Genomic DNA, 22,004 nt, shown 5'->3' with positions numbered 1-22,004 from the left:
TTTTTCTTAAGGTCCTTTTCAAAATATGCTGCTCGGAAAATTTGTTCTGAGTTCTTCTTTGATAAGGTGATTGTAGTGGAAGGTGCGAGACTCCTGCGGGATAAGCGGTCAGGTGAGACCCTTAAGTCGCGAAGCGGCAAGGGGCTCACCGGCTGCCCCGCGGAAAGCGAGCAACCTGAAACGGAAATCAACATCATACAAAAGTATCAATGGAATTTTTACGGAGCAACTTCATTGGTTTATACTAGTACTAATTGATTGAAAAAGGAGTGTTCTTATTGGGACAACCTATTAGTGAACAAGCATTGAGAACAATGGAACAAGAATTAAGTGTAAAGGGCAAACAAATTAATCAAGTTATTGCTCTTTTAGAAGAAGGAAATACAGTTCCATTCATCGCACGTTACCGAAAAGAATTAACAGGCGGTCTGGATGAAGTACAGATTAAAGACATCATGGATCGATGGACGTATTTGCAAAACTTAGCGACTCGAAAAGAAGAAATTATTCGTCTTATCGATGAACAAGGAAAACTTACTGAAGAATTAACAGCTGCCATTTCGAAAGCTCAAAAGCTTCAGGATCTAGAAGATATTTACCGTCCTTATAAACAAAAAAGAAGAACTAAGGCAACGATAGCCAAAGAAAAAGGACTGGAACCACTAGCGCATTGGCTGTTGGAACAAAACAATGATAATCCACTAACAAAAGCTGCAGCATACATAAACGAAGAAAAAGAAGTGCTTTCAGCTGAGGATGCTTTAACAGGTGCAAAAGATATCATTGCTGAAATGCTGTCTGATGATGCAGATATGCGAAAATGGATCCGCGAAGATACATTTTCAAAAGGTGAAATCAAAACGGACGGTAAAAATACCGAAAATGATGAGAAAAAAGTATTTGAAATGTACTACGAATACCAAGAACCGATTCGAAAAATCGTTCCACATCGAGTTTTGGCGGTTAACCGAGGCGAGAAAGAAAATATTTTGAGAGTAAGTATCGTAACTCCATCAGAATTGATTCTTTCTAAGATGGAGAGAAAAACAATCAAGCGTTCCAGTTCGCCAGCTGCAGTTTATATCCGTGAAGCGATGGAAGACGCATATAAGCGGTTGATTGCTCCTTCCATTGAACGTGAAATCCGGACCGCGCTTACTGAACAAGCTGAGGAACGCGCGATTCATATTTTTTCTGAAAATGTGAGAAGCCTTTTGCTGCAAGCTCCGCTGAAGGGGAAGGTAGTTCTTGGCGTCGATCCTGCATATCGAACAGGATGCAAACTAGGTGTAGTAGATGAAACGGGAAAAGTCCTGCACATTCAAACCATTTATCCTACACCGCCGCGGTCAGAGGTTGAAAAATCTGCTGCCATTGTGAAAAAGTTGATCGAACAATACGATATTGAAATTGCTGCGATTGGAAATGGTACAGCATCACGTGAAACAGAACAGTTTATTGCTGAAACACTTAAAGACCTAGAGAAGTCAGTGGCCTACGTAATTGTAAACGAAGCGGGTGCGAGTGTTTATTCGGCATCAAGTGTAGCGCGTGAAGAATTCCCTGACCTTCAAGTTGAGGAAAGAAGCGCTGTATCTATTGCACGAAGACTTCAAGATCCGTTAGCTGAACTTGTAAAGATCGACCCTAAGTCAATTGGGGTTGGTCAGTATCAGCATGATGTTTCCCAAAAAAGACTAGGGGAAGAAATCTCATTTGTGGTTGAGACTGCCGTTAACCAAGTAGGTGTTAACGTAAACACAGCATCTTCTTCATTGCTTCAATATGTTTCAGGTTTGTCCAAAACAGTCGCACAGAACATTATCTTAAAACGGAATGAAGTCGGGAAATTCAAAAACAGAACAGAACTTAAGAAGATTCCGCGTCTCGGTGCGAAAACGTATGAGCAATGTATTGGGTTTCTGCGAGTGGTTGATGGGAATCAGCCGCTTGATCAAACGGGCATACACCCAGAAAGCTATCCAGCGACTAAAGCATTATTAAAGGAACTTGGTTTTACCCCGGCTGATATTGGATCAGAGGCTCTGGCGGAAAAATTAAATTCCCTATCACTAGATCAGACATCTGAAAAACTGGATATTGGAGTACCAACTTTAAAAGATATTATCGAAGGTCTCACTAAACCAGGAAGAGATCCACGTGATGCTTTTTCGGGACCAGTGCTTAAAACAGATGTTCTTAAGATGGAAGACTTATCACAAGGGATGGAACTGCAAGGTACCGTTCGTAACGTCGTTGATTTTGGAGCGTTTGTAGATATCGGTGTTAAACAAGATGGGCTTGTGCACATCTCTAAGTTAACCAATCGTTTTATTAAGAACCCAATGGATGTTGTAAGTGTAGGACAAGTTGTAACCGTATGGGTAGATTCTGTAGATGTAGCTAAACAACGAATCGCCTTAACGATGATTGCTCCTAAATAAGACAACGTGTGGAAAAGCAACAACAAGATAAAGCACTTCTCCAGTAAATTACTCTTCACTGGAGGAGTGTTTTTTGTTATAAAAGAACCAGCACTGATTAAGTAAGCGGATTTGGTAACGATCTTTTTGGTAATAAGCACGACGGAGCTGTCTTTTAAACCATGTTGGCATATAGAGAACCTCCTTGAACTTCCCAATCCGTTATTTGTGTATTAGTCTATGTATAGTAGCTTGTTGATGTGAACTTGAAATATAAGGAGCTTGACCATGACTGACGCGGAATTACAAAAACTTACCGAAGAAATCTCCCTTCAGTTCTTCGATAAACCGTTTCGCCACAGAGCCAGATTTAATAAAAGGCTGCGAACAACAGGAGGACGATATCTTCTAAGATCTCATGACATAGAAATGAACCCGCATCTTTACAAGGCATTCGGCATGGAAGAATTGATCGGGGTTATTAAACATGAGCTCGTGCACTACCATATGCATATAGAAGGCAAGGGATATAAACATGGTGATTACGATTTTAAGTATTGGCTGAATAGAGTAGGCGGCTCTCGCTTCTGTCAGTCCATCCCTGAAAAAAGAAGAGCAGAGAGTTATAAATATCAATATATATGCGCAGACTGTATGCAGTCTTATAAAAGAAAGAGAAGAATTGATACGAAAAAGTATGTATGCGGAAAGTGCCGTGGAAAATTAAAACAGGTTTCTTTAAAATAGAGTATTGACTTCGATTATAGGTATGTGGTAATTTAATTAAGTCGCTGTTAGACATACCTTTTACATAGCTTTCTTAACAAGGTCGTTAAGGTAGCTAAAGCGATAAATGCTCAGAAAAAAACTTCTAAAACAGGTTGACATCTGACGCTGAAACAATTATGATATTAATTGTCCTTAAAAGACATTCCACAGTAGCTCAGTGGTAGAGCTATCGGCTGTTAACCGATCGGTCGTAGGTTCGAGTCCTACCTGTGGAGCCATACAGAGAAGTACCCAAGTGGCTCAAGGGGCTCCCCTGCTAAGGGAGTAGATCGCTAACGCGGTGCGAGGGTTCGAATCCCTTCTTCTCTGCCATGTGGCCCGTTGGTCAAGCGGTTAAGACACCGCCCTTTCACGGCGGTAACACGGGTTCGAATCCCGTACGGGTCACCACTTTATAACATAATAAAGTATACCTATAGATAGATGGACTCGTGGTGTAGTGGTTAACATGCCTGCCTGTCACGCAGGAGATCGCCGGTTCGACCCCGGTCGGGTCCGCCATTTTTTCTAAGGTGTTGGGCTATAGCCAAGCGGTAAGGCATCGCACTTTGACTGCGACATGCGTTGGTTCGAATCCAGCTAGCCCAGCCATTTTTTCTTTTTAAGATAAGTGTTTAAAATATAAACACTAAACCTTATTAACAATAAGAGCCATTAGCTCAGTCGGTAGAGCATCTGACTTTTAATCAGAGGGTCGAAGGTTCGAGTCCTTCATGGCTCACCATTTTCAAATTAATATGCGGGTGTGGCGGAATTGGCAGACGCGCTAGACTTAGGATCTAGTGTCTTTGACGTGGGGGTTCGAGTCCCTTCACCCGCACCATATTAATTTCTTAAATAAGTTGCAGTGCTCATGCGCTGGCATCTAGCCGCGCGGTCGTGGCGGAATGGCAGACGCGCTAGCTTGAGGGGCTAGTGGGGGTATCCCCGTGGAGGTTCGAGTCCTCTCGACCGCACCAACTTTTACAAATAACATATAATGCATTAAAATAGGCGCCCTTAGCTCAGCTGGATAGAGTGTTTGACTACGAATCAAAAGGTCGGGAGTTCGAATCTCTCAGGGCGCGCCATATGTCGGGAAGTGGCTCAGCTTGGTAGAGCACCTGGTTTGGGACCAGGGGGTCGCAGGTTCAAATCCTGTCTTCCCGACCATTCTTTATGCGGGTGTAGTTTAGTGGTAAAACAAGAGCCTTCCAAGCTCTGGTCGTGAGTTCGATTCTCATCACCCGCTCCATTTTTTACGGGCCTATAGCTCAGCTGGTTAGAGCGCACGCCTGATAAGCGTGAGGTCGATGGTTCGAGTCCATTTAGGCCCACCATATGATCGTAAAAATGATCAAAAAAGATTTTAAAAAAGTGCTTGACTTTATAACTTCGATTCGGTAAGATGATAAAGCTGTCTCGAAAAAAGACAAGCCAAACAAGTTCTTTGAAAACTGAACAAAAGAAATAGGTAAGGAATTAAGAATTAATTCCGTCAGTTTTAAATCGAGCAAGACAAACACTTTTATGGAGAGTTTGATCCTGGCTCAGGATGAACGCTGGCGGCGTGCCTAATACATGCAAGTCGAGCGAATGAAGAGGAGCTTGCTCCTCTGATTTAGCGGCGGACGGGTGAGTAACACGTGGGTAATCTGCCTGTAAGACGGGGATAACTCCGGGAAACCGGGGCTAATACCGGATAACAAGAGAAGAAGCATTTCTTCTTTTTGAAAGTCGGTTTCGGCTGACACTTACAGATGAGCCCGCGGCGCATTAGCTAGTTGGTGAGGTAACGGCTCACCAAGGCGACGATGCGTAGCCGACCTGAGAGGGTGATCGGCCACACTGGGACTGAGACACGGCCCAGACTCCTACGGGAGGCAGCAGTAGGGAATCTTCGGCAATGGGCGAAAGCCTGACCGAGCAACGCCGCGTGAGCGATGAAGGCCTTCGGGTCGTAAAGCTCTGTTGTTAGAGAAGAACAAGTACGAGAGTAACTGCTCGTACCTTGACGGTACCTAACCAGAAAGCCACGGCTAACTACGTGCCAGCAGCCGCGGTAATACGTAGGTGGCAAGCGTTATCCGGAATTATTGGGCGTAAAGCGCGCGCAGGCGGTCTCTTAAGTCTGATGTGAAAGCCCACGGCTCAACCGTGGAGGGTCATTGGAAACTGGGAGACTTGAGTGCAGGAGAGAAAAGTGGAATTCCACGTGTAGCGGTGAAATGCGTAGAGATGTGGAGGAACACCAGTGGCGAAGGCGGCTTTTTGGCCTGTAACTGACGCTGAGGCGCGAAAGCGTGGGGAGCAAACAGGATTAGATACCCTGGTAGTCCACGCCGTAAACGATGAGTGCTAGGTGTTGGGGGGTTCCACCCTCAGTGCTGAAGTTAACACATTAAGCACTCCGCCTGGGGAGTACGACCGCAAGGTTGAAACTCAAAGGAATTGACGGGGGCCCGCACAAGCAGTGGAGCATGTGGTTTAATTCGAAGCAACGCGAAGAACCTTACCAGGTCTTGACATCCTTTGACCACTCTAGAGATAGAGCTTTCCCCTTCGGGGGACAAAGTGACAGGTGGTGCATGGTTGTCGTCAGCTCGTGTCGTGAGATGTTGGGTTAAGTCCCGCAACGAGCGCAACCCTTGACCTTAGTTGCCAGCATTCAGTTGGGCACTCTAAGGTGACTGCCGGTGACAAACCGGAGGAAGGTGGGGATGACGTCAAATCATCATGCCCCTTATGACCTGGGCTACACACGTGCTACAATGGATGATACAAAGGGTTGCGAAGCCGCGAGGCCAAGCCAATCCCAAAAAGTCATTCTCAGTTCGGATTGTAGGCTGCAACTCGCCTACATGAAGCCGGAATTGCTAGTAATCGCGGATCAGCATGCCGCGGTGAATACGTTCCCGGGCCTTGTACACACCGCCCGTCACACCACGAGAGTTTGTAACACCCGAAGTCGGTGGGGTAACCCTTTTGGGAGCCAGCCGCCGAAGGTGGGACAGATGATTGGGGTGAAGTCGTAACAAGGTAGCCGTATCGGAAGGTGCGGCTGGATCACCTCCTTTCTATGGAGATTATGAAACAGCTTCGACTGTTTCGTAAGTACACCTATTCTTCTTTTGTTCAGTTTTGAGAGAACTAAATCTCTCTACTTTATATGTTCTTTGAAAACTAGATATCGACATCCAAACAATATGCAAGGCAGATATATTATTTATCTGCGCCAAGCAAGATCTTGATGTGTAAACATCATATAAGGTTAAGCTAGAAAGGGCGCACGGTGGATGCCTTGGCACTAGGAGCCGAAGAAGGACGGGACGAACACCGATATGCCTCGGGGAGCTGTAAGTAAGCATTGATCCGGGGATTTCCGAATGGGGGAACCCACCATCCGTAATGGGATGGTATCCATATCTGAATACATAGGGTATGAGAAGGCAGACCCGGGGAACTGAAACATCTAAGTACCCGGAGGAAGAGAAAGCAAATGCGATTTCCTGAGTAGCGGCGAGCGAAACGGAAACAGCCCAAACCAGAGGGCTTGCCCTCTGGGGTTGTAGGACACTCTACATGGAGTTACAAAGGAACGAAGTAGGTGAAGCGGTCTGGAAAGGCCAGCCAAAGAAGGTAACAGCCCTGTAGCTGAAACTTCGTTCTCTCCTGAGTGGATCCTGAGTACGGCGGGACACGTGAAACCCCGTCGGAATCCGGGAGGACCATCTCCCAAGGCTAAATACTCCCTAGTGACCGATAGTGAACCAGTACCGTGAGGGAAAGGTGAAAAGCACCCCGGAAGGGGAGTGAAATAGATCCTGAAACCGTGTGCCTACAAGTAGTCGGAGCCCATTAACGGGTGACGGCGTGCCTTTTGTAGAATGAACCGGCGAGTTACGATCCCGTGCAAGGTTAAGTTGATAAGACGGAGCCGCAGCGAAAGCGAGTCTGAATAGGGCGACATAGTACGTGGTCGTAGACCCGAAACCGTGTGATCTACCCATGTCCAGGGTGAAGTTCAGGTAACACTGAATGGAGGCCCGAACCCACGCACGTTGAAAAGTGCGGGGATGAGGTGTGGGTAGGGGTGAAATGCCAATCGAACACGGAGATAGCTGGTTCTCCCCGAAATAGCTTTAGGGCTAGCCTCGCGGCAAGATTCCTGGAGGTAGAGCACTGATTGGACTAGGGGCCCCCACAGGGTTACCGAATTCAGTCAAACTCCGAATGCCAGAGAATTATCCGCGGGAGTCAGACTGCGAGTGATAAGATCCGTAGTCAAAAGGGAAACAGCCCAGACCATCAGCTAAGGTCCCAAAGTATACGTTAAGTGGCAAAGGATGTGGAGTTGCCCAGACAACCAGGATGTTGGCTTAGAAGCAGCCACCATTTAAAGAGTGCGTAATAGCTCACTGGTCGAGTGACTCTGCGCCGAAAATGTAACGGGGCTAAACGTATCACCGAAGCTATGGCTTGTACCGTATGGTACAGGGGTAGGGGAGCGTTCGAAGTGCAGCGAAGTCAGACCGGAAGGACTGGTGGAGCGCTTTGAAGTGAGAATGCCGGTATGAGTAGCGAAAGACAAGTGAGAATCTTGTCCATCGAAAGCCTAAGGTTTCCTGAGGAAGGCTCGTCCGCTCAGGGTTAGTCGGGGCCTAAGCCGAGGCTGAAAAGCGTAGGCGATGGATAACAGGTTGATATTCCTGTACCACCTCCTTTCCGTTTGAACAATGGGGGGACGCAGTAAGGTAGGGTGAGCGCACTGATGGAATAGTGCGTCTAAGCAGTTAGGCTGTTGGGTAGGCAAATCCGCCCAACGTGAAGGCTGAGCTGTGATGGCGAGGGAAATTTTAGTACCGAAGTCCCTGATCCTACACTGCCAAGAAAAGCCTCTAGTGAGGAAAGAGGTGCCCGTACCGCAAACCGACACAGGTAGGCGAGGAGAGAATCCTAAGATGATCGGGAGAACTCTCGTTAAGGAACTCGGCAAAATGACCCCGTAACTTCGGGAGAAGGGGTGCTCTGATAGGGTTTATCGCCCGAGAGAGCCGCAGTGAATAGATCCAAGCGACTGTTTAGCAAAAACACAGGTCTCTGCGAAACCGCAAGGTGAAGTATAGGGGCTGACACCTGCCCGGTGCTGGAAGGTTAAGAGGAGGGGTTATCCTTACGGAGAAGCTCTGAATTGAAGCCCCAGTAAACGGCGGCCGTAACTATAACGGTCCTAAGGTAGCGAAATTCCTTGTCGGGTAAGTTCCGACCCGCACGAAAGGTGTAACGACTTGGATACTGTCTCAACGAGAGACCCGGTGAAATTATAGTACCTGTGAAGATGCAGGTTACCCGCGACAGGACGGAAAGACCCCATGGAGCTTTACTGCAGCTTGATATTGGATTTTGGTACAGCTTGTACAGGATAGGTAGGAGCCTGAGAAGCCGGAGCGCCAGCTTCGGTGGAGGCGTCGGTGGGATACTACCCTGGCTGTATTGAAATTCTAACCTTGAACCGTGATCCGGTTCGGAGACAGTGTCAGGCGGGCAGTTTGACTGGGGCGGTCGCCTCCTAAACAGTAACGGAGGCGCCCAAAGGTTCCCTCAGAATGGTTGGAAATCATTCGCAGAGTGTAAAGGCACAAGGGAGCTTGACTGCGAGACCTACAAGTCGAGCAGGGACGAAAGTCGGGCTTAGTGATCCGGTGGTTCCGCATGGAAGGGCCATCGCTCAACGGATAAAAGCTACCCTGGGGATAACAGGCTTATCTCCCCCAAGAGTCCACATCGACGGGGAGGTTTGGCACCTCGATGTCGGCTCATCGCATCCTGGGGCTGAAGTAGGTCCCAAGGGTTGGGCTGTTCGCCCATTAAAGCGGTACGCGAGCTGGGTTCAGAACGTCGTGAGACAGTTCGGTCCCTATCCGTCGCGGGCGCAGGAAATTTGAGAGGAGCTGTCCTTAGTACGAGAGGACCGGGATGGACACACCGCTGGTGTACCAGTTGTTCCGCCAGGGGCATAGCTGGGTAGCTACGTGTGGACGGGATAAGTGCTGAAAGCATCTAAGCATGAAGCCCCCCTCAAGATGAGATTTCCCATCACGTTAAGTGAGTAAGACCCCTTAGAGATGATGAGGTTGATAGGTCTGGTGTGGAAGCGTGGTGACACGTGGAGCTGACAGATACTAATCGGTCGAGGGCTTATCCTTAAAATGCATAACGTTTGGAAACGTCGTATCTAGTTTTGAGAGAACATACTCTCTAAACTTAATAAATCATGGTTAACGTCATGATAAGGTCTAGTGATGATGGCGAAGAGGTCACACCCGTTCCCATACCGAACACGGAAGTTAAGCTCTTCAGCGCCGATGGTAGTTGGGGGTCTCCCCCTGTTAGAGTAGGACGTCGCTAGGCAAATGAGGAAGATGGATGAAAATCCATCTTCTTTTTTTGTGTTATGAAAGATTGAGGGATCTAGAAAGAGAAAAAGGAAGAAGATGGCCGCAACCATCTTCCAGCACGCTATATTCTTCAGCATAAGCTCCCAAAATCCAACCAAAAGCAACACTTCAGCTCTTACAACGACCATCCAAGCATCAATCTCACCAAAACAATCCTGATTTCGCCCTCAAAACCTCTCCACATCAACCCGACCAAACATAATTTCACGGTAATCATCTATATTTTCACGGATAAGTGTCATAATTTCACGTATAAAAATTATTATCCGATTTTCGACACCAATTGCTATTAAATACCGAGCACGTTACCAACTGGACTCCTATTAACTAAACTCCTCCACTACAATTAGAGTACAAGCAAATCCCCACACCTTATTTCCACAAAGATTTATGCTACACTAGAAACTAAAAACAATGGGGAGGCCATATATAATGAAAAACGTTCATTTTGATACTTCCAGTGTACATGCTAGTGGTCATAAAAGTGTAAAGTCGGTAAGTAAAATCAATCCGATCTACCAGACATCGGCTTTTTCTTTTACGGACTTAGATGATTTAGAGGATTATTTTAGAGGAAAGAACGATTACTTATATACAAGAATGAACAATCCCAACCAGAATGATTTTGCGAATGGTGTGGCTCAGCTGGAACAAGCTCCTGCGGGGGTCGTGACTTCATCGGGTATGTCAGCCATTTTAGTCGGCATCTTATCCGTTGTTCAAAGCGGTGATCATATCTTAGCATGTGATGATCTCTATGGAGGAACATATCAGCTTCTCTCTGATGATTTAAGGAGCTTTGGAATCGAGACGACATTCGTTTCCTTTAAAGATACCGATGAAATAAAAAGAAATATTCAATACAATACAAAACTGATCTATTCTGAATCCATAACAAATCCTCTGTTGCGTGTAGAAGATCTAGAGTCACTTGTTGCAATTGCTAAAGAACATAATCTTACAACGATGATTGATAACACTTTTGCAACGCCTTATGTGTTACAGCCGTTCACGAAGGGTGTAGATTTAGTTGTTCACAGTGCAACCAAATATCTGAATGGGCATAGTGATGTTACAGCTGGAGTTGTTGTCGGCAGGGAAGATCTCGTTGTAAAAGCACAAGCAAAAATGATTCATCTTGGCTGTAATCTTGGACCGTTTGATGCGTGGCTGGCTTCAAGAGGATTAAAGACGTTAAGCGTGCGTATGGAGCGTCATATCTCTAACGCAACCGAATTAGCACGTGAGCTAAAAGAAACAGCAGGAATTAAAACAGTATACTATCCTGAGTTTGTGAGCGAAACCGGGAATTCATCCATTGTTACAATCGAACTTGACGAACAAAGTGATGTGCATACATTCTTTAAATCTTTGGATTGGGTTCATATTGTTCCAACTCTAGCGGGTGTTGAAACAACTGTATCCTATCCATTAGGGACGTCTCACCGTTCATTGCCAGCAGAGACGTCTGAGAAGCTTGGAATAAACAAAAATGTAATCCGTATATCAGTTGGAATTGAAAACATTGATGATATTTGTGAGGTATTCAAAAACGCTGCTGAAAAAGCCCTAAAGGTATAGTACTTTAGGGCTTTAAATTGTAATAAAAACGAATTGTCCAACTTTGTCGAATTATGATATGATATCCGAGTGAAAGCGCTTCATCATATACATCAAGGGAGGCATAAAAATGAAGCCGAAACAAGAATTACATCGAGGGCTCGAGGAAAGACATATTACGCTTATGTCACTCGGAGCTGCTATTGGGGTTGGCTTATTTTTAGGTTCAGCTTCAGCGATTGAAATGGCGGGGCCAGCAATTTTACTTGCTTATGCACTCGGTGGATCCGTAATGTTCATCATTATGCGAGCACTAGGGGAGATGGCGATTCATCAGCCTGTTGCAGGGTCTTTTAGCCGATATGCAAAAAACTATATTGGACCACTGGCTGGTTATTTAACTGGCTGGAATTATTGGTTCTTATGGATCGTAACATGTATGGCGGAAATAACAGCTGTAGGTATTTATATGAAGATGTGGTACCCAGATGTGCCAACATGGATTTGGGCGTTAGCCGCATTGGTCATCATGGCCAGCGTTAACCTTCTTGCGATTAAAGCGTATGGAGAGTTTGAGTTCTGGTTTGCTTTAATTAAGATCGTTGCCATCGTATTGATGATTGTTACAGGTTTAGGCATGATTTTATTTGGTTTTGGTAACGGTGGCGTTGCGACAGGAATCAGTAACCTTTGGGAGAATGGCGGATTTGCTCCGAATGGAGTGCAGGGAATCCTCATGTCCATGCAAATGGTTATGTTTGCATTCTTAGGGATTGAGATGATCGGTGTAACAGCAGGAGAGGTAAAGAATCCTGAAAAATCGATTGCTAGAGCCGTAAACACTGTTTTCTGGCGTATCCTTTTATTTTACGTTGGGGCATTATTTGTTATCATGTCCATCTATCCGTGGGATCAGATCGGAACGCAAGGAAGTCCGTTTGTACTTACATTTGAAAAAATCGGTATCGGACAAGCTGCTGGTATCATTAACTTTGTTGTTCTAACAGCAGCATTATCAAGCTGTAACAGTGGGATTTTCAGTACAGGTCGGATGCTGTTCAACCTGGCAGAACAAAAACAAGCACCAGCAGGCCTTCATAAAGTAAGTAAAACAGGTGTACCGTCTGTAGCCGTATTAGTTTCTGCTGCAGCACTTTTAATTGGTGTAATCCTGAATTACTTAGTTCCTGAAAAAGTATTCGTTTGGGTGACAAGTATTTCAACGTTCGGAGCGATTTGGACGTGGTCCATTATCCTCGTCTCACAACTTAAGTTCCGTAAAGGTTTAAGTGCAGAGGAAAAGAAAGCATTGAAATTTAAAGTGCCGTTCTTCCCTTATGGATCATATATCGCACTAACTATTCTTATTTTCGTGGTGGGAATCATGGCATACTTCCCAGATACACGAATTGCATTGATTGTTGGGCCGTTCTGGTTAATATTACTAACAGTTATCTATTATGCAAAAGGGTTTAACAAACGCCCTGAAAACAACAATAAAGCAGCATAAACAGTAGGCACTGGAAATAAATAAAATTTCCGGTGCCTAATATTTTTAAAACACTTGCATCATACTAATAAACGTGATATATTAATAAATGTCCGAAACAGTTGTTATCTAAAACCAGAAAAACAACATTTTATAACGTCGCGGGGTGGAGCAGTCTGGTAGCTCGTCGGGCTCATAACCCGAAGGTCGCAGGTTCAAATCCTGTCCCCGCAACCAATTTTTATTAAATTTTATTAAAACAATAACTACATCAATTACATACAAGCTGGACCCGTGGTGTAGTGGTTAACATGCCTGCCTGTCACGCAGGAGATCGCCGGTTCGACCCCGGTCGGGTCCGCCACTTTCAAAAAACGAAACAAGGTTTCGTGTTTTTTTATGTCCAAAAGTAAGTTAAACTAAAAATATACTACTGTCACCTTAGGAGTTTTATTATGATCCTAAGGCTTTTTTATAATTTGATTTGGCTATAGGCTATAGGTTGTAATTATAAGATTTCAAGTTTTTGATTTGTTTTATTACTTTTCTTCATTGATCTGTTGATTGAAGTGAAGGGTGTGAGACTCCTGCGGGACGAGTGGGACAGGTGAGACCCTTAGAGGCGCAAAGCGGCAAGTGGCTCACCGCCCGCCCCGCGGAAAGCGAGCACCTGTAACGAAAATCAACCACTTCCAAAAACAACAAAGTTAAGGCCAGAGAGAGGAGCTCATCTATGATTAAAGATGAATTTGACTGGATTAAAAGCATCACACCTCAGCACTTCTTTCAAAAAGAACTAGTGGCAGGCATTGGTGATGATGCTGCTCTTTTCTCTGTGAGCGAACACATGGACCAAGTAGTATGTGTCGATACAATGGTTGAAGATGTCCATTTTACAAGAAATACGTTATCACCCTATCAAGTGGGTTTCAAAGCGCTTGCTGTGAACGTAAGTGATATTGCAGCGATGGGCGGTATTCCTCAGTTCTATTTAGTCTCTATTGCTATTTCTCCAGACTGGAACGAAAAAGAGCTGCAAGAGATCTATGAAGGAATGGACGAACTAGCGAAGACATTTAATATAGATCTCATTGGCGGAGATACCGTTTCAACAAAAGGACCTCTTGTATTAACGGTGACGGTTATTGGAAAAGTAGAAAAAGGAAGACATCTTTTCCGAAGCAATGCAAAGCCGGGTGATTCCGTATTTTTAACAGGCACAACAGGTGAATCTGCTGCAGGGCTCAACCTATTACTCGAGAAAACAAGGCATTCCGTTTTTACAGATAACGAGAAACAGTGGGTTCAGCAGCATCAAATGCCTACTCCTCATATTCAGCAAGGAAGAATTCTCGCTAAGAGTGGTTTTCGAGTATCACTGAACGATGTTAGTGATGGAATTGCAAGTGAACTAAATGAGATTGCAGAATCAAGCGGTATCACGATACATATCCAGAGTGACAAACTGCCCGGCAGTCCATCTTTCGCTGAATTACAAGAAAATAATAGGCTTACCCACCAATTATATGGGGGAGAAGATTATGTGCTGGTTGGAACGGCTGCTAAAGAAGACTTTGTGAAACTGGCTGCAGCATTCCAAAAACATTCCCTTCCCCTATATGAAATTGGGAAAGTTGGAGAAGCTGGTAAGACAGCCGTTTATCTGCATAAAAAGAATGAGGAGCCAGAACTTCTCGAGAAAAAAGGTTTTAATCATTTTAGGGAAAGGTAAGGAGAAGGCATGATTACATATCATTACAAAACGAAGTCAGCGGAAGAAACGATGTCTTTTGCGGAAAAGCTAGGCTCTATTCTTCAAAAAGGAGATGTGCTTACTCTTGCTGGAGATCTTGGAGCAGGTAAGACGACTTTCACAAAAGGACTCGCAAAAGGACTCGGGATTACGCGCACAGTGAACTCTCCTACTTTTACTATCATTAAAGAATACAAAGGCCGGTTGCCGTTATATCATATGGACGTGTATCGTTTAGAAGACTCTGATGAAGATCTAGGCTTTGAAGAGTATTTCTCAGGTGACGGAGTCTGTGTGGTTGAGTGGGCAGTTTTTATAGAAGAGTATTTGCCAGAGGAGAGATTGGAGCTCGTGATATCAAATAAAGGCGATGAAGAGCGCGAGATACAAGTAACACCTATCGGCAACAGATACGAAGAACGTGTTAAGGAGATTATGTAATGAAAGTTCTTGCAATAGATACATCCAATCTTGTGATGGGGATCTCTGTATTGGATGAAGGAAAAGTGCACGGTGAGTATATTACAAATTTAAAAAAGAATCATTCGATACGAGTCATGCCAGCAATTGAAGAAGTGCTTAAAGAGACAGGCGTAAAACCTGCTGATCTGGGTCGAATCGTGGTTGCCAAAGGACCAGGATCTTACACAGGAGTTCGAATCGGCGTAACAATCGCAAAGACACTCGCTTGGACGCTGAAAAAAGACCTTGTAGGTGTCTCGAGTTTAGAAGTCTTAGCTCAAAGCGGTAAATATTTTGACGGGTTTGTGGTGCCGCTATTTGATGCGCGCCGTACGCAATTATTTACAGGGCTTTACGGCCAAGATGAATCAGGAGAATTTCAAAATCTTTGGGAGGACCGGATCATTTTATTAAGTGATTGGCTGGAAAAGCTGAAAACATTAGATAAGAGAATTTTATTTGTTGGAAACGATCTTCCACTGCATCAGGATACGATAAAAGAAGTGTTAGGAGATCAAGCAGTACTTGGGACTGTATCGGATCATAATCCGCGGCCGAGTGAACTAGGCCGTATCGGAATGTTGAGAGATCCGGATGATATCCATTCATTTACTCCAAGCTATCTTCAGTTGGCTGAAGCAGAAGTGAACTGGCTGAAGTCACAGGGGAAGTAGGGATAACTGATGGGAGAGGCTTATACATTCAGGTTGGCAAAAGTAAGTGATATTGATGATATTTTAGGGATTGAGCAAGCGTCGTTTACCGTTCCTTGGTCCAGAGAAGCTTTTTATAGAGAGATTGTTGAGAACCAATTCGCCTATTACCTCGTGATTGAAGATTCCTTTCAGCCGATCGGTTATTGTGGAATCTGGCTTGTTATGGACGAAGCACACGTAACGAATATTGCGATTCTGCCGTCGTACAGAGGGAGACGGCTTGGGGAAATGCTCATGAAAGAAGCCATTAAGCTTGCGAAAGCACAGGGTGCTCGAACGATGACGCTAGAAGCGCGCGTAAGCAATCATGTTGCGCAGAAATTATATAAAAAGCTTGGATTTGAAGCAGGCGGTATTCGAAAAAACTATTATAGCGATAATGGTGAAGATGCTTTAGTAATGTGGGTGGAATTATGATAAAAAATGAATTGATATTAGCGATAGAAACAAGCTGTGACGAAACAGCTGTTGCGATTCTAAAGAACGGCACAGAGGTGCTCGCAAACGTTGTTGCCTCTCAAATAGAGAGTCATAAACGATTCGGCGGTGTCGTTCCTGAGGTGGCGTCACGCCATCATGTGGAACAAATTACGATCGTGATCGAAGAAGCCTTGAATCAAGCGGAAATTGAGCCTTCGGATTTAACAGCAGTCGCTGTAACAGAAGGTCCTGGGTTAGTCGGCGCGCTGTTGATCGGTGTTAATGCTGCTAAAGCATTTGCCTTTGCACACGGCTTGCCGCTCGTTCCTGTGCATCATATTGCAGGACACATCTATGCAAACCGACTTGTAAAAGAGATGACTTTTCCATTGCTGTCCCTAATCGTTTCTGGCGGACATACCGAGCTTGTTTTAATGGAGGAGCACGGAACATTTAAAGTAATCGGTGAAACGAGGGACGATGCAGCAGGGGAAGCGTATGACAAAGTGGCGCGAACGCTGAACATGCCGTACCCAGGCGGTCCTCATATCGATAAGCTGGCGCAAGAAGGGGAACCGAACATTGACTTGCCTCGAGCTTGGCTAGAACCTGATTCACTTGATTTTAGCTTTAGCGGGTTGAAGTCTGCAGTAATCAACACGGTTCACAATGCAGCGCAGCGCGGTGAAGTGATTAAACCAGAAGACTTAGCAGCAAGCTTTCAAGCGAGCGTTGTGGAAGTGCTTGTGGAAAAAACGTACCGTGCTGCAGAGCAATATAACGTGAAGCAAGTATTGCTAGCTGGTGGAGTAGCAGCAAACAAAGGTCTTCGCCAAACGTTAGAGAAGCGGTTTGCAGGAACACAGTATGACCTAGTGATTCCACCGCTGCACTTATGCACAGATAATGCGGCTATGATTGCAGCAGCGGGCAGTGTTGCGTATCAAAAGGATACGCGAGGAGACATGTCATTAAACGGTGTACCAGGACTTGATTTAGAAGCACAATAAAAAGGTAAGCTCTTTTCCTAATGGGGAAAGAGCTTTTTTATTTATCGACCGAAGTAGACCCCATTCGACACAATACCCCTTATTTTTTGTGGAAAAGTTATACACAGGATTGTGGATAATGTGGACAGCGCTTTTGAAACATTTGAAATAAAGGGTTTATGTTATACACAATTCACATAAAGTATACACATGTTCGTGTGGATAAAGTGGATAACTTTAATTTAACAATGAAATCCACAAGTCGAACTGTGGATAAATGAAAAAGCTGACATGCCTCACAACTTTGTGAGGATGCCAGCCTTTAGTTTATGCGTTCTGCAGTTCTTCCCATTCTTCCATTAAGGATTCCATTTCTTCGTTCAACTTATCTAGCTGTGATTGGAACTCTTGTGTTTTTTCGTAGTCTTGGAATACTTCTGGTTTACAAAGCTCGCCCTCTGCGTAAGTTATCTTGCTTTCGAGCCCTTCTAAAAGACCTTCGATTTCCTCAATGCGGCGCTGGCGTTTTCGATCTTGTTTTTTCGCTTCTTTATCGATCGAGTTTTTTGCACCGTTCACCTGGTTTGAGGAAGGTGTGTTTACTGCGTTTTCTGCTTTCTGACGCTCAGCAATTTCTTCCCGGGCTTTCATCTCGTTCTTTTTCTCTGTGTAATAGTCGTAGTCACCCAAATATTCGGTCATACCGGTTGGTGCGAGTTCAACGACCTTCGTTGCGATGCGGTTTATAAAATAACGGTCATGCGACACGAATAGGATCGTACCTGGATAAGAAATTAGTGCTTGTTCTAGAATTTCTTTGCTATCCAAATCCAAATGGTTCGTCGGCTCGTCCAGAAGAAGGAGGTTCCCTTTTTCCATCATAAGCTTTGCAAGTGCAAGCCGTGCTTTCTGACCACCGCTTAACTCCGTAACAAGCTTCAGCACATCGTCACCGCTAAACAGGAACTGTCCGAGTATGGAACGAATCTCTTTTTCCGTTTTTTCCGGATAGTCATCCCACAGTTCGTTTAAAAGTGTTTTGCGTGAATGGAGGTCCGCCTGTTCTTGGTCATAGTGAGAGATCTTCAGCCCGCTGCCATAGCGTATATCGCCCGATATGAGCGGCAATTTTTTTCGAATGACTTTTAGCAGAGTCGATTTGCCGATTCCGTTCGGTCCGACAATCGCGACGCTATCCTGGCGGTTAACTGCTAATTGAACGTTTTTAAATAACGGTTCATCGTCTTCATAACCCGTGCTCACATTCTCCAGTTTCAGCACGTCATTGCCGCTTTGTTTTTCAATATCAAACGAGAACGAAGCAGACTTTTCAGCACCAGCGGGACGCTCTTTCAGCTCCATCTTCTCAAGCTGCTTACGACGGCTTTGAGCTCGTTTCGTTGTAGAAGCACGCACAATGTTACGCTGAATAAAATCTTCTAACTTCGCCACTTGATCTTGCTGCTTCTCAAACTCTTTCATCTCTTGAGCAAATCGCTCTGCTTTTTGCTCGAGATAGCTAGAATAATTTCCTACGAATCGGAATGATCGCTTTCTCGATACTTCATAAACAGTCGTTACAATCTTATCAAGGAAATAACGGTCATGGGAAACGATCAATATACCGCCTGGATAACTCTGCAAATACTGCTCAAGCCACGTTAGTGTTTTGATGTCTAAGTGGTTGGTCGGCTCATCAAGAATAAGAAGATCCGGCTTCGTTAAAAGGAGCTTTGCCAGCGCAAGGCGTGTTTTTTGGCCTCCGCTCAGCGTATTGATCTTCGTATCGCGATCAAAATCGGCAAATTGAAAGCCGTGCAGCACCGTGCGGATCTCAGCTTCGTACTGATAGCCGCCTTCATCTTTAAACGTGACTTGCAGTGCGTCGTAGTCTTTAAGGAGGCGTTCGTATTCAACTTCATTTTCGATGACTTCCGGATCGCCCATACGCGCTTCCATCTCACGCAGCTTTTTCTCTTTTTTACGAAGATCTTCAAAAACAGAAAGCATCTCGTTCCAGATTGTTTCATCAGAGTCCAGCCCGGCGTCTTGCGCAAGGTACCCTGTCTTAACGTCTTTAGGAATCATGATATGACCAGAATCATAGGAATACTCACCAGTTATTACACGAAGAAGCGTAGACTTGCCAGCACCGTTTCTTCCAACTAAAGCAATGCGCTCACCTTTTTGAACCTCTAATTTTATATTCGATAAAATGACGTCCGCACCAAAAGACTTCGTAACGTCCTGAACTTGTAAAATAATCATTTCATTCACCTCTGTAAAAACGGGTGGTTTTACTTAAAGACTCTGTTTCAAAAGATTGTTTTACTTAAAAATGCAGTAAAAATACTTCTTTGAAAAGTTGGTTGTAGCGCAAGGTGCGAGACTCCTGCGGGACAAGCGGTCAGGTGAGACCCTTAATGGCGCAAAGCGGCAAGGGGCTCACCGCCTGCCCCGCGGAAAGCGAAGCGCCTGAAGCGGAAATCAACTACTTTCAACATGCAATCAGTCTTTAAATAACAATCAAACCCTGTCTACTTAGTAGTTTAGCGTAGTTTGGAGATTCGCGCCAACAAAGGGAATGTTCAACATTTTGCAATAATTACAAGTAAAATCATAACGACAATAAAAGCGGTTTCGTGTATATTCATCATGAGGAGGGGTTTTATGACAGAGTTTACCCATTTTAACGAAGAAGGCCGTGCTCGAATGGTCGATATTTCGGAAAAAGAAACATCTCACCGAACAGCGATAGCGGTAAGCGGGGTAACCGTTTCAGAAGAAGTCTTCCTTAAAATTAAAGATAATGGATTTAAAAAAGGGGACGTTCTAGCCGTAGCGCAGGTCGCTGGAATCATGGCTGCCAAAAAGACCTCTGACTGGATTCCGATGTGCCACCCACTATCACTTACAGGTGTTGATCTATCCTTTCACTGGGATGAATTGGAGAACCGCAACTATAAATTAAATATACAAGCTGAAGTTAAAACAAAAGGAAGCACCGGCGTTGAGATGGAAGCATTAACTGCGGCTTCTGCTGGAGCTCTTACCGTCTATGACATGTGTAAAGCGGCAGATAAAGGAATGGTGATCGGGCCTACATACCTTGTGTCCAAAACAGGAGGAAAGAATGGTGACTTTCTACGTTCTTCAAGCCCTGACAAAGTATGATACAATAGGAATAGATAAGCTTTCTACACATGGAGGGCTCCATATATGAACCAAGAACAGTTAAAAATACCACATGCAACAGCAAAAAGGCTGCCCTTGTATTATCGTTTTTTGAAAAACTTATCATCTTCCGGTAAACAAAGGGTATCTTCAGCTGAATTAAGTGAAGCGGTTAAAGTAGATTCTGCAACGATTCGCAGAGATTTTTCCTACTTTGGCGCATTAGGTAAAAAGGGTTATGGCTACAATGTAAATTATCTGCTGTCGTTTTTCGCGAAAACATTGAACCAAGACGAAACAACAACAGTGGCGTTAATTGGAGTAGGTAACTTAGGCACTGCCTTTTTGCACTACAATTTCACCAAAAATAATAATACAAAGATAGAAATCGCATTTGATGTAGATACAGCAAAAATCGGTACAGAGATAGCGGGAGTACCCATCTACCACACGGAAGACATCGAGCAAGAACTGCAGAAGCGGAACATCGATGTTGCCATTCTCACAGTACCAGTAGGAGCGGCTCAGCCGATCGCGGATCAGCTCGAGCGCGCAGGTGTAACGGGGATATTGAACTTTACACCAGCCCGGTTAACGGTCTCGCCAAAAATTCGTGTGCATCATATTGATTTAGCCGTTGAATTACAATCGCTAGTTTATTTTATGAAAAATTACTCTTAAACCAAGGAGGTAATCGTTATGTTAGGACCAGGAAGTATCGCAGTAATCGGACTTGCAGCGCTTGTTATGTTTGGGCCAAAGAAGCTGCCTGAGCTAGGGAAAGCTGCAGGGAAAACGCTTCGCGAGTTCAAGAATGCTACAAAAGGCATGATGGACGAAGAAGATGACAACAAAAAGGAAAGCGAACAACTGAAGAAGTAAGGATGTTTTTCTATGACCTCTGAAAAAAATATGTCGCTATACGGTCACATTGGCGAATTAAGAAAGCGTATCATGTGGGCAATTCTAGCCTTCTTTTTGTTCTTGATCGCAGGATTTTTCTTAGCAAAGCCCGTAATCGTATATCTGCAAAGTGATCCAATTGCAAAGAACATTCAGATGAACGCTTTTCATCTAACTGATCCACTGAATGTCTACATGACGTTCGCCTTCTTTATCGGGCTCGTCTTATCAGCACCAGTGGTCTTATATCAGCTTTGGGCATTCATCAGCCCTGGGCTTTACGAGAACGAAAGAAAAGTAACGTTGATGTACATCCCGATCGCGTTTGTACTCTTCTTAACAGGACTTGCCTTTTCTTACTTTATTCTCTTTCCGTTCGTCGTAAGCTTTATGGGAAATGTCGCTGAGGCCTTAAGTGTTGAAGGAGAATACGGAATTCAGGAATACTTCTCATTCCTATTCAACATCACACTGCCGTTCGGACTGTTGTTTCAATTTCCGGTATTGATCATGTTTTTAACAAGGCTCGGTATCGTAACACCTGATTTGTTAAAGAGCATCCGGAAGGTAGCCTACTTTGGTATCTTAGTAGTAGCCGGTCTCATCACACCGCCAGAACTGTTGTCACACTTGATGGTCACATTTCCGCTTATACTTTTATATGAGATTAGCATTATCATATCGAGAACAGCGTACAAAAAAAGAATGAAAGCAGAAGTCGAAGCCCTCGTGAAGGAACGAGAAGCTGAGGCGGAATCCGCTTTTCATGATTAAAAAAGAGGATTGCTCCAACGTGGAGGATCCTCTTTTTTTGTGAAAAATTAAAGTGGACAGTAAAACGAGCAGAGTGGACAGTAAATTTACAAAAGTGGACAGTAAATCAGCGAAA

At 44.5% G+C, this 22,004-nt stretch carries 16 protein-coding genes, 14 tRNA genes and 3 rRNA genes; 31 read left to right on the top strand and 2 right to left on the bottom strand.

Going from position 1 to position 22,004, the window contains the following annotated elements; translation table 11 throughout:
• The first annotated feature begins 66 nt into the window (after positions 1 to 66).
• Together QUF49_RS19990 and QUF49_RS19985 are read left to right on the top strand one after the other, a co-directional pair.
• Entirely contained in the window at positions 67 to 258 is a 192-nt protein-coding gene (locus QUF49_RS19990; protein WP_289497425.1) for a hypothetical protein, read from the top strand.
• A 56-nt stretch (positions 259 to 314) separates the two neighbouring features.
• A complete protein-coding gene (locus QUF49_RS19985; RefSeq protein WP_289497717.1) occupies positions 315 to 2,444 on the top strand; it encodes a Tex family protein in 2,130 nt (709 codons plus the stop codon).
• Between the two features lie 48 nt (positions 2,445 to 2,492).
• Here the strand turns inward: QUF49_RS19985 and cmpA are convergent, their stop codons facing one another.
• A complete protein-coding gene (gene cmpA / locus QUF49_RS19980) occupies positions 2,493 to 2,615 on the bottom strand; it encodes a cortex morphogenetic protein CmpA (RefSeq protein ID WP_137792088.1) in 123 nt (40 codons plus the stop codon).
• A gap of 96 nt (positions 2,616 to 2,711) precedes the next feature.
• On the opposite strand from cmpA, the gene QUF49_RS19975 reads away from it, so the two are divergent.
• The 25 genes from QUF49_RS19975 to tsaD all read left to right on the top strand — a co-directional run bounded on the left by QUF49_RS19975 (position 2,712) and on the right by tsaD (position 17,059).
• The gene (locus QUF49_RS19975; RefSeq protein ID WP_289497424.1) at positions 2,712 to 3,170 is read left to right on the top strand and encodes a SprT family protein; all 459 of its coding nucleotides are present in this window, start codon (positions 2,712 to 2,714) and stop codon (positions 3,168 to 3,170) included.
• A 185-nt stretch (positions 3,171 to 3,355) separates the two neighbouring features.
• Positions 3,356 to 3,430, top strand: a tRNA-Asn gene (locus QUF49_RS19970).
• A 3-nt stretch (positions 3,431 to 3,433) separates the two neighbouring features.
• Positions 3,434 to 3,524 (top strand) — tRNA-Ser (locus QUF49_RS19965).
• A gap of 3 nt (positions 3,525 to 3,527) precedes the next feature.
• Positions 3,528 to 3,602, top strand: a tRNA-Glu gene (locus tag QUF49_RS19960).
• Between the two features lie 35 nt (positions 3,603 to 3,637).
• A tRNA-Asp gene (locus tag QUF49_RS19955) sits at positions 3,638 to 3,713 on the top strand.
• Positions 3,714 to 3,728: 15 nt separating this feature from the next.
• Positions 3,729 to 3,803: transfer RNA gene (locus QUF49_RS19950), tRNA-Gln, on the top strand.
• Positions 3,804 to 3,860: 57 nt separating this feature from the next.
• Positions 3,861 to 3,936 (top strand) — tRNA-Lys (locus QUF49_RS19945).
• Between the two features lie 15 nt (positions 3,937 to 3,951).
• Positions 3,952 to 4,035: transfer RNA gene (locus QUF49_RS19940), tRNA-Leu, on the top strand.
• A 50-nt stretch (positions 4,036 to 4,085) separates the two neighbouring features.
• A tRNA-Leu gene (locus tag QUF49_RS19935) sits at positions 4,086 to 4,171 on the top strand.
• A gap of 34 nt (positions 4,172 to 4,205) precedes the next feature.
• Positions 4,206 to 4,282, top strand: a tRNA-Arg gene (locus QUF49_RS19930).
• A 5-nt stretch (positions 4,283 to 4,287) separates the two neighbouring features.
• Positions 4,288 to 4,364: transfer RNA gene (locus tag QUF49_RS19925), tRNA-Pro, on the top strand.
• An 8-nt stretch (positions 4,365 to 4,372) separates the two neighbouring features.
• Positions 4,373 to 4,446, top strand: a tRNA-Gly gene (locus QUF49_RS19920).
• An 8-nt stretch (positions 4,447 to 4,454) separates the two neighbouring features.
• Positions 4,455 to 4,531 (top strand) — tRNA-Ile (locus QUF49_RS19915).
• Positions 4,532 to 4,718: 187 nt separating this feature from the next.
• Positions 4,719 to 6,268 (top strand): 16S ribosomal RNA (locus QUF49_RS19910).
• Positions 6,269 to 6,460: 192 nt separating this feature from the next.
• A 23S ribosomal RNA gene (locus tag QUF49_RS19905) occupies positions 6,461 to 9,397 on the top strand.
• A gap of 89 nt (positions 9,398 to 9,486) precedes the next feature.
• Positions 9,487 to 9,602 (top strand): 5S ribosomal RNA (gene rrf, locus QUF49_RS19900).
• Together the 16S, 23S and 5S rRNA genes with 12 tRNA genes alongside form the textbook arrangement of a ribosomal RNA operon.
• A gap of 479 nt (positions 9,603 to 10,081) precedes the next feature.
• The gene (locus QUF49_RS19895) at positions 10,082 to 11,230 is read left to right on the top strand and encodes a trans-sulfuration enzyme family protein (RefSeq protein ID WP_289497423.1); all 1,149 of its coding nucleotides are present in this window, start codon (positions 10,082 to 10,084) and stop codon (positions 11,228 to 11,230) included.
• A 109-nt stretch (positions 11,231 to 11,339) separates the two neighbouring features.
• Positions 11,340 to 12,719 (top strand): amino acid permease, encoded by a 1,380-nt coding sequence (locus QUF49_RS19890; protein ID WP_289497422.1) that lies wholly within the window; start codon positions 11,340 to 11,342, stop codon positions 12,717 to 12,719.
• Positions 12,720 to 12,858: 139 nt separating this feature from the next.
• Positions 12,859 to 12,935: transfer RNA gene (locus tag QUF49_RS19885), tRNA-Met, on the top strand.
• Between the two features lie 51 nt (positions 12,936 to 12,986).
• Positions 12,987 to 13,062, top strand: a tRNA-Asp gene (locus tag QUF49_RS19880).
• 369 nt (positions 13,063 to 13,431) lie between these two features.
• Positions 13,432 to 14,430 carry a thiamine-phosphate kinase gene (gene thiL, locus QUF49_RS19875; protein ID WP_353958324.1) on the top strand — a complete coding sequence of 333 codons (999 nt, stop codon included), beginning with the start codon at positions 13,432 to 13,434 and terminating at the stop codon, positions 14,428 to 14,430.
• A 9-nt stretch (positions 14,431 to 14,439) separates the two neighbouring features.
• On the top strand, positions 14,440 to 14,892 hold the full coding sequence (gene tsaE, locus QUF49_RS19870; protein ID WP_289497421.1) for a tRNA (adenosine(37)-N6)-threonylcarbamoyltransferase complex ATPase subunit type 1 TsaE: 453 nt from the start codon (positions 14,440 to 14,442) through the stop codon (positions 14,890 to 14,892).
• Positions 14,892 to 15,587 (top strand): tRNA (adenosine(37)-N6)-threonylcarbamoyltransferase complex dimerization subunit type 1 TsaB, encoded by a 696-nt coding sequence (gene tsaB / locus QUF49_RS19865; protein WP_289497420.1) that lies wholly within the window; start codon positions 14,892 to 14,894, stop codon positions 15,585 to 15,587. The genes tsaE and tsaB overlap by 1 nt, the downstream gene beginning before the upstream one ends.
• Before the next feature lie 9 nt (positions 15,588 to 15,596).
• Entirely contained in the window at positions 15,597 to 16,046 is a 450-nt protein-coding gene (gene rimI / locus QUF49_RS19860) for a ribosomal protein S18-alanine N-acetyltransferase (RefSeq protein ID WP_289497419.1), read from the top strand.
• Positions 16,043 to 17,059: a tRNA (adenosine(37)-N6)-threonylcarbamoyltransferase complex transferase subunit TsaD gene (tsaD, locus tag QUF49_RS19855; protein ID WP_289497418.1), complete on the top strand. Its 1,017-nt coding sequence runs from the start codon at positions 16,043 to 16,045 to the stop codon at positions 17,057 to 17,059. Before rimI ends, tsaD begins: the two co-directional genes overlap by 4 nt.
• 306 nt (positions 17,060 to 17,365) lie before the next feature.
• Here the strand turns inward: tsaD and QUF49_RS19850 are convergent, their stop codons facing one another.
• Positions 17,366 to 19,306: an ABC-F family ATP-binding cassette domain-containing protein gene (locus tag QUF49_RS19850; protein ID WP_289497417.1), complete on the bottom strand. Its 1,941-nt coding sequence runs from the start codon at positions 19,304 to 19,306 to the stop codon at positions 17,366 to 17,368.
• Positions 19,307 to 19,708: 402 nt separating this feature from the next.
• Here QUF49_RS19850 and moaC point away from each other — a divergent pair, with 402 nt between their 5' ends.
• From moaC to tatC, 4 genes are read left to right on the top strand one after another with little or no spacing between them, the layout of a single operon-like run.
• On the top strand, positions 19,709 to 20,212 hold the full coding sequence (moaC, locus tag QUF49_RS19845; RefSeq protein ID WP_289497416.1) for a cyclic pyranopterin monophosphate synthase MoaC: 504 nt from the start codon (positions 19,709 to 19,711) through the stop codon (positions 20,210 to 20,212).
• A gap of 45 nt (positions 20,213 to 20,257) precedes the next feature.
• Positions 20,258 to 20,893 carry a redox-sensing transcriptional repressor Rex gene (locus QUF49_RS19840; protein ID WP_289497415.1) on the top strand — a complete coding sequence of 212 codons (636 nt, stop codon included), beginning with the start codon at positions 20,258 to 20,260 and terminating at the stop codon, positions 20,891 to 20,893.
• An 18-nt stretch (positions 20,894 to 20,911) separates the two neighbouring features.
• Positions 20,912 to 21,094 carry a twin-arginine translocase TatA/TatE family subunit gene (locus tag QUF49_RS19835; protein WP_066242562.1) on the top strand — a complete coding sequence of 61 codons (183 nt, stop codon included), beginning with the start codon at positions 20,912 to 20,914 and terminating at the stop codon, positions 21,092 to 21,094.
• Between the two features lie 12 nt (positions 21,095 to 21,106).
• On the top strand, positions 21,107 to 21,889 hold the full coding sequence (tatC, locus tag QUF49_RS19830) for a twin-arginine translocase subunit TatC (protein WP_289497413.1): 783 nt from the start codon (positions 21,107 to 21,109) through the stop codon (positions 21,887 to 21,889).
• Positions 21,890 to 22,004: the final 115 nt, after the last annotated feature.

This window comes from Fictibacillus sp. b24, from assembly GCF_030348825.1.
Lineage (GTDB): Bacteria > Bacillota > Bacilli > Bacillales > Fictibacillaceae > Fictibacillus.
Note: the sequence above shows the minus strand (reverse complement) of the source record. Positions and strands in the feature narration are given on the sequence as shown.